Consider the following 5,328-nt stretch of genomic DNA (forward strand, 5'->3'; position numbering starts at 1 on the left):
GTTGACAAAAATGTAGGAAAAAGTTCTGATAAATCTATGGCATCTGCTTTCTCAAAAATAGGGACGATCCTGATCGTGCTCTTAATTGTCGGTTTCGTAGGAAGCACTCCGGCCGGGGCAATGAATTCAGGCAGCATGTCTGTAGAGGTAGTGGATTGTCAGGATTGCGGCGTGACTGGAAATATGCAAAACACAGGTGCTGTATGTGCCAGCGTCTGCATCGTTTCTGTAGCGGTTGATAAGGCAGCCATTGATTCGACTCCTTTATATAATGTCAAAAAATCCCAATTTGAACGCCTGATTACTCGTTTGCACGAACGCAACGAATATCCAGAACCTCATCCCCCCAAACATACATCCTGATTACATGTTAGCCCGGCGCATCTGTCGCTGAAGGCTGGCATATGCTTGTCTTAGCAATCTATTGCTAACCAAGCAGTTGCGGTCCGCAAAAACATTTGAATTTTTTGCGGCTGGATCAACACCTGACGGATGTTCAACTTATGAAAAATCAACGAGTTCCGATGTTTACGCGGCGAAGCGTAATATCATCGACCGCAGCCGCCACGATCGGGGCAGTAATTCCGAGCTTGTGGGTGCCGAATGGCAGTGCATCCTCTGACATGGAGATAATGCTTCATGCCGCACCAGGCCAAAGTAAAATTAATTCTGGTTATGCAAAGCCCGCAACTTTATGGCGATTTAATGGATCGGTCCCGGGACCTGAAATCCGTATTCGCCAAGGAGCGCGTTTACGGGTCACCGTAGAAAACGGGCTGGCGGAAGATACAACTGTCCATTGGCATGGCGTTCGCACGCCAAACGCCATGGATGGAGTGCCTTACTTAACCCAGCAGCCAATTTCACCGGGCAATCAGTTTGTATATGACTTCAATGCGATTGATGCCGGAACCTACTGGTATCATCCGCACCAGCGCAGTTTTGAGCAAGTCGGCCGTGGCTTATATGGTCCCTTGATTATTGAGGAAGCAAACCCGATACAGGTTGATCGTGATGTAACTTGGATGCTGGACGATTGGCGGCTGGAAGAAACGGGAGAGATTGAAAACGGTTTCGGAAACTCCCACGACATGAGCCACAGTGGCCGAATAGGAAATTTCGTCACGATCAACGGTAAGAAGCAGGCAGCTTTTTCGGTCAGTAAGGGAGAACGTATACGCCTCAGGCTGATAAATGCTGCGAATGCCCGTATCTTTGGACTGGACTTCCAGGGGCACGACCCATTAGTCATTGCATTGGACGGACAACCTATAACCCCACATCGCCCAGAAAATGGCCTAGTCGTTCTAGGCCCGGCCATGCGGGTTGATCTCATATTGGATATGACCGGCAATCCCGGAGAAAGCGACGAAGTCATAGATCGCTTTTACGATGGCCTTACATATCAACTTACACGCATCAAGTATTCCGATGAAGTTATCCGGAACAGTCCACCCGACTGGCCAATTCAGTTACCAGGCAATCCTTTGAAAGAGCCGGACCTGAAAACCGCGAAACGTCATGAAGTAATGTTCAGTGGTGGTATGATGGGCAATATGGTCGCGCGTGACATGGGCATAAACACGACCACGTCTAGCTCAATGATGGGGATGATGCATTCAAAAAAAATATGGTTCATAAATGGGGTCGCAGCAGAAGGCCATATCATGGACCCGATGCTTACACTGGATATTGACCGCAGTCACGTAATTTCTATGACGAATGCCTCTGCCTGGTACCACCCAATACATCTCCACGGTCATTCCTTCAGGGTGATTTCTCGAAATGGAGAAAAAACACAATATCAGGAATGGCAGGACACAGTCTTAATGGCGCCGCGCGAAACGGTTGAAATAGCGTTCGTTGCCGATAATCCGGGTGACTGGATGTTTCATTGTCACATTCTGGAGCACCAAGCGAGCGGCATGATGGGTGTTATTCGCGTCGCCTGAAAATTCACATTTTGAAGAAGGGTAATTTCAATGATCAAGAAAGCTTTGGCATTTATTACAATTGGCGTAATTGCCGTCGCGGCCTACATATTTTATGGACAAGATGCAGTTGCAACGGAAGTTGCGCTCTATAAAAATCCACAATGTGGATGTTGTGAATCTTATGCGGATTATCTTCGGAAAAATGGATTTACCGTTACCGTAAAGCCGACACATGATCTGGTGTCAATGAGCAAGAAAGCGGGCATTCCAGAGGATTTTCAAGGATGTCATCTCGCCTTTATAGATGACTACGTGGTGAGTGGACACGTACCGATTGATACGGTCAAAAAACTCCTTTCGGAAAAGCCCGATGTAAAAGGCGTTACGCTTCCGGGCATGCCGACAGGTTCTCCGGGTATGGGAGGCCCAAAAACCGGACCGTTCACGATCTATCAGATCGGTGACGAGCAACCGACTATTTACACAACAGAGTGAAGGAGCAGGAAAATGATGACCGACCCAAACTGTATGTCAGGCGGAATGATGATGTGGGGGATGGGGATAGCAGGCCTTCTGGTCGCTATCTTGTTGCTGTTCGCAATTGCCGCCCTCGGCAAGTATCTCTTCAGCGGCAAGCTTAAATGACAAGAAAAGCCATTATCGTAAGTTTGCTGATAGCGGTATTGGTAGGTGTCGTTCTGGTAGGGTTTAGTCAGATATTCAACGCTGAACAGGACAGCTTTTCGGTGTCGATATCAAATGGCGACAGCGCCAAACCGCCAAGCATGATGTCTCTCAATGAAAAGCCGCGTTCGCTCAAGCCGATTTCCTTTACGGATGCAGAAGGTTCCGATCTCGACCTGTCCCATTGGCGCGGCAAGTTCGTTTTGCTTAATATCTGGGCAACATGGTGCGCGCCCTGCCGGGAAGAAATGCCAACCCTCGATAGCTTGCAACAGCAATTGGGCAGACCAGATTTTGAAGTCGTAGCTCTTTCAATAGATCGGGCAGGTGTTGGCGTCATAGAAAAATTCTTTGAGGAAATCGGCATCAAGCATCTGGGCATCTATGTCGACCAAACCACGAAGGTATCAACAGATCTGGGTGCCTATGGGATTCCAACAACTCTGCTGATATCACCGGAAGGACTGGAACTTGGGCGTCTCGCTGGACCGGCAGTGTGGGACAGTCCGGAAATGATTTCCTATTTACGCGCTCTTATTTCCCAGAAAGCAAAGGAGAATTGATAATGAAGCCTGCTGTAGATCAAAGCTCAAATATACTGATTGACTATCTAGTCTATCAGTACCGAACCCGCCGTTCGATGGTCCTGTTAATCGGCGGAATCATTATTGCGACTCCATTATTGGCATTCAACTGGAGCTGGCTAACAGCAATAGGAGTGTCGACGATACTAATCAGTGTTTTGCCTTGTGTTCTCATGTGCGCATTCGGGATGTGCATGAAAGGTGGCAAAGACTGCTCAAAGGACTCGGTTGCCAGCAATACCCCTGATGAAGGTGGCGGTAGTCAGTAAAGCCTGGGTTTCCCAGGAAAACTCGTAAACCAAAGGAAAGTACTATGAAAATAACTTCAATTATAACAGCGATAGCTATCGGATTTTTAGGATCGATGTCACTCGCCTTGGCAGATAGCAATCAAACTGAAAGCCAGAACATGAAATCAGACTCGATGATGCAGGATGGTCAGTCCCAGGGCGAAGAGGGAAAATCAAATAATATGATGGGTATGATGGATATGATGAGCAAAATGGAACCCATGATGAAGCAGTGTAGTGAAATGATGGAGGCTATGAACGATCATATGAAGTCCGAAAAGGACGCATAAAAAAACTTACGAATTTCAAATTTAGAGTAGTCGACCTTCGGCCAATGAAACGTTGGCCGGAGGTATTTCAAATGCAGGAAAAAATGAAATCGATATATTTTGTATCAGCTTTAATTGGCGGCCTGATATTCGCAATGTCGGCAAGCGCCAATCACCCTGGGAATAATCTTGATGAAGTGATGAGTGAGAAAGAAACTTATTTTCAGGCAATTGATGAACCGGTTGCACCTCCGTTTGAGTTAGTCAACGCAAGTGGTGAATTAATAAAGCTTTCAGGCTATGACGAAAAAATTGTCATTCTGAACTTCATATTCGCGAATTGTGCCGGTGTTTGTCCTCTACATTCTGAACGGATTGCTGATCTCCAGGATAAAATCAATGCCACTCCCATGCGGGATTTGGTTCAGTTCGTCAGTATCACGACAGATCCGGCCAACGATGCGGGGAGGGCCCTGGAGGAGTACGGAAAAACACATGGACTTGATCCGATAAATTGGACTTTTTTAACAAAAAAGCCGGACGACCCGGAAGATTTTACCCGAAAGCTCGCCGCAGAGTATGGCGTAAAGTTTCAGCCTGAAGAGGCAGGTCAACAGATGCACAGTGTGGTGACATTTATTATAGATCGTGGGGGCCGTTTCGCCGCCAAGTTTCATGGATTAAAATTCAAGCCAAACAATCTTGTTTTGTATGTAAATGGACTTTCACATCGAGAAACGCAACCAGAGAAAAATATTCTTACTCAATGGTGGGATACGGTTCTACACTTTTTTTTCAATCAATAGATTTGTAATGACCAAGAAGAAGGATACGATTGTTGATTGAAATTTCCGGAATTGGTGTAGTTGCGACGTTTTTGGCGGGTATTATTTCGTTTCTGTCACCGTGTGTCTTGCCACTCATTCCAGGGTACATTTCCTATATTGCTGGCGGTCAGTCTATAGTCGCCTCTGCTGAATTCAAAGCTCGGGAGAAATTCGCCGCTGCCGCTTTAAGTATGTATTTTATAATGGGTTTTTCTACGGTTTTTATTGCTTTGGGGGCCAGCGCCTCAACCATTGGCCGGATGTTGATTGGGTACAGTTATGAACTCAATCTGGTTGGTGGGGGTATTATCATACTATTTGGCCTGTTTATGATCGGACTGGCACAGTTAGATATTCTGCAAAGGGATTTTCGATTTCATCTTGCAATTCCGGGCGGACGTCCGGTCTCCGCCTATGTCCTCGGTCTCGCTTTCGGGTTTGGCTGGACGCCCTGCATCGGCCCCATACTTGGTGCGATTTTAACTGTTAGTGCCGCAAACGCGACCCTTCGAGAGGGGGTTATCCTTTTGATGATCTACTCGGTTGGCTTGGGCGTCCCATTTTTACTCGCGGCAATTTTTACAGACACTTTACGTCGCAAGCTTCGCACTATAGGACGGCTGGGGCGCCGACTCCATCAGGGGGCGGGTTTCTTGATGATCGTGATGGGCATAACGATGATGACGGGGCAACTCTCCAGGTTTTCGTATTGGCTTCTGGATGCGTTTCCAATTCTGGGG

9 protein-coding genes are annotated in these 5,328 nt (G+C 47.1%); all 9 read left to right on the forward strand.

Annotated elements, in window-relative coordinates; translation table 11 throughout:
* Nucleotides 1-363, forward strand: a 363-nt coding sequence (locus tag AAC599_RS19890) for a hypothetical protein (protein ID WP_340152120.1), incomplete at its 5' end; no start/stop codon positions are given.
* A 269-nt stretch (nt 364-632) separates the two neighbouring features.
* The gene (locus AAC599_RS19895) at nt 633-1,952 is read left to right on the forward strand and encodes a multicopper oxidase family protein (RefSeq protein WP_340152121.1); all 1,320 of its coding nucleotides are present in this window, start codon (nt 633-635) and stop codon (nt 1,950-1,952) included.
* A gap of 30 nt (nt 1,953-1,982) precedes the next feature.
* The gene (locus tag AAC599_RS19900) at nt 1,983-2,429 is read left to right on the forward strand and encodes a DUF411 domain-containing protein (RefSeq protein ID WP_340152122.1); all 447 of its coding nucleotides are present in this window, start codon (nt 1,983-1,985) and stop codon (nt 2,427-2,429) included.
* A 12-nt stretch (nt 2,430-2,441) separates the two neighbouring features.
* Nucleotides 2,442-2,579, forward strand: coding sequence for a hypothetical protein (locus AAC599_RS19905; protein WP_340152123.1), 138 nt, complete (start codon nt 2,442-2,444; stop codon nt 2,577-2,579).
* Entirely contained in the window at nt 2,576-3,181 is a 606-nt protein-coding gene (locus tag AAC599_RS19910) for a TlpA disulfide reductase family protein (protein ID WP_340152124.1), read from the forward strand. The genes AAC599_RS19905 and AAC599_RS19910 overlap by 4 nt, the downstream gene beginning before the upstream one ends.
* A gap of 2 nt (nt 3,182-3,183) precedes the next feature.
* Nucleotides 3,184-3,471: a hypothetical protein gene (locus AAC599_RS19915; RefSeq protein ID WP_340152125.1), complete on the forward strand. Its 288-nt coding sequence runs from the start codon at nt 3,184-3,186 to the stop codon at nt 3,469-3,471.
* 44 nt (nt 3,472-3,515) lie between these two features.
* Entirely contained in the window at nt 3,516-3,782 is a 267-nt protein-coding gene (locus AAC599_RS19920; RefSeq protein WP_340152126.1) for a hypothetical protein, read from the forward strand.
* Nucleotides 3,783-3,853: 71 nt separating this feature from the next.
* The gene (locus AAC599_RS19925) at nt 3,854-4,567 is read left to right on the forward strand and encodes an SCO family protein (protein WP_340152127.1); all 714 of its coding nucleotides are present in this window, start codon (nt 3,854-3,856) and stop codon (nt 4,565-4,567) included.
* Nucleotides 4,568-4,599: 32 nt separating this feature from the next.
* Nucleotides 4,600-5,328: cytochrome c biogenesis protein CcdA (locus tag AAC599_RS19930; RefSeq protein ID WP_340152128.1), on the forward strand; the 729-nt coding region annotated here is incomplete at its 3' end.

The organism is uncultured Sneathiella sp. (assembly GCF_963976355.1).
Lineage (GTDB): Bacteria > Pseudomonadota > Alphaproteobacteria > Sneathiellales > Sneathiellaceae > Sneathiella.